The organism is Hydrogenophaga sp. (assembly GCF_041633695.1).
In the GTDB taxonomy this organism is placed as follows: domain Bacteria; phylum Pseudomonadota; class Gammaproteobacteria; order Burkholderiales; family Burkholderiaceae_C; genus Hydrogenophaga.
This window is the reverse complement of the sequence record NZ_JBFJMY010000617.1, coordinates 1-2,048: the sequence shown is the minus strand read 5'-3', so window position 1 is coordinate 2,048 and position 2,048 is coordinate 1. Positions and strand designations below refer to the sequence as shown.

Genomic DNA, 2,048 nt, shown 5'->3' with positions numbered 1-2,048 from the left:
CATCAACGGCGTCAAACAGTTCATCACCAGTGGCAAAAACGGCCACCTGGCCATCGTCATCGCCGTCACCGACAAGGGCGCGGGCAAGAAAGGCATGAGCGCTTTTGTGGTGCCCACCGACACGCCCGGTTATGTGGTGGCGCGGCTCGAAGACAAGCTGGGCCAGCACAGCAGCGACACGGCGCAGATCAACTTCGACAACTGCCGCATTCCGGCCGAAAACCTGATCGGCAACGAGGGCGAGGGCTACAAGATCGCGTTGAGCGCGCTGGAGGGCGGGCGCATCGGCATCGCCTCACAAAGCATTGGCATGGCGCGCAGCGCCTTCGAATGCGCGGTGGCCTACGCCAAAGAGCGCGAAAGTTTTGGTCAACCCATCTTCAACCACCAGGCCGTGGGCTTCAAGCTGGCCGAGATGGCGACCCAGATCGAAGCCGCTCGCGCGCTCACCCACCACGCGGCAGCCCTGCGCGACGCCGGCCAGCCCTGTTTGAAAGAGGCCGCCATGGCCAAGCTGTTCGCCAGCGAAATGGCCGAACGGGTGTGCTCCGACGCCATCCAGGTGCATGGTGGCTATGGTTATGTGAGCGATTTCCCGCTGGAGCGCATTTACCGCGACGTGCGGGTCTGCCAGATCTACGAAGGCAGCTCGGATGTGCAGAAAATCCTTATTCAACGCGCATTGGCTTGAACGGGGCGCCAGCCGGTCTGGCGCACCCGTATGATTCGCCACTTATGAACATCATCATTTTGGGCGCTGGTCGCGTGGGCGAAAGCGTGGCCGAGAGCCTGGTTTCGGAGCAGAACGACATCACCGTCATCGACCACGACCCGGCCCGCCTGCGTTTGTTGCAGGAGCGGCTGGATTTGCGCGGCGTGGTGGGCAACGGCATTCAGCCCTCGGTGCTGCGCGAGGCCGGGGCCAAGGACGCCGACATGGTGATCGCCTGCGCCGCCGCCGACGAGGCCAATCTGGTGACTTGTAAGGTGGCGCACGACGTGTTCAACGTGCCCTCCACCATCGCCCGGCTGCGCTCGCCCGAATTTGTTGAGGGCGAGGAGCTGCTGGGCAAGAACGGCTTTGCGGTGGACCATGTGATCTGCCCCGAAGAATCGGTCACGCGCTACATCCACCAGCTCATCAGCTACCCCGAGGCCTTGCAGGTCTTGCAGTTCGCCGAGGGCCGGGCCAGCCTGATCGCCGTGCGGGCCACCCACGGCGGTTCGCTGGTGGGCCACACCATTGGCGAATTCCGCGAGCGTTTTCCGCACGCCGAAATGCGGGTGGTGGCGCTGTACCGGCTCGACACCGAGATGGAAGCGACCAAGCGCACGCGCATCCTGGCCGGTGATGAAATTTTTGTGCTGGCCGATACGCGCAAGATCCGCTCGGTGCTCGGTGCCATCCACAACATCGACAAGCCGGTGCAGCGGGTGATGATCGCCGGGGGTGGACGGGTCGGCCTGCGCCTGGCCCGCAGCCTGTCTGGCCAGTGCGAGGTCAAAATCATCGAGCGCGACCGCAAGCGCTGCGAATACCTGGCCAGTCAACTGCCGTCCAAGATGCTGGTGTTGCAGGGCGACGGCGCCGACGAGGATTTGCTGCTCGAAGAGAACGTGGGTGAGATGGACATGTTCCTGGCGCTCACCAGCGACGACGAAGACAACATCATGTCGGCCATGCTGGCCAAGCGGCTGGGCGCCGGGCGGGTGATGTCGCTCATCAACCGCCGCGCCTATGCCGACATGATGCAGGGCAGCACCATCGACATCGCCATTTCTCCGGCACAAACCGTCATTGGTGAACTGTTGGCGCATTTGCGCCGGGGCGACGTGGTGGCCGTGCACAGCCTGCGCCGAGGTGCTGCCGAAGCGCTCGAAGGCATTGCGCGCGGCGACTTCAAAACCTCCAAGCTGGTCGGGCGCCGGGTGGAGGAGGTCAAGCTGCCCAAGGGCGCGCGCATCGGCGCCATCGTGCGCGGCGACGGCAAGAAGTCCGAGGTGCTGATGCCCCACCACGACCTCCTGATCGAGGCGGACGATCGCAT

2 protein-coding genes are annotated in these 2,048 nt (G+C 64.2%); both read left to right on the top strand.

The genetic code is table 11. The features are described from left to right. On the top strand, positions 1 to 691 hold a 691-nt coding region (locus ABYB95_RS22450; RefSeq protein WP_372662224.1), incomplete at its 5' end, for an acyl-CoA dehydrogenase family protein. A gap of 44 nt (positions 692 to 735) precedes the next feature. Beyond that, the coding region (gene trkA / locus ABYB95_RS22445; RefSeq protein WP_372662221.1) for a Trk system potassium transporter TrkA at positions 736 to 2,048 on the top strand (1,313 nt) is incomplete at its 3' end.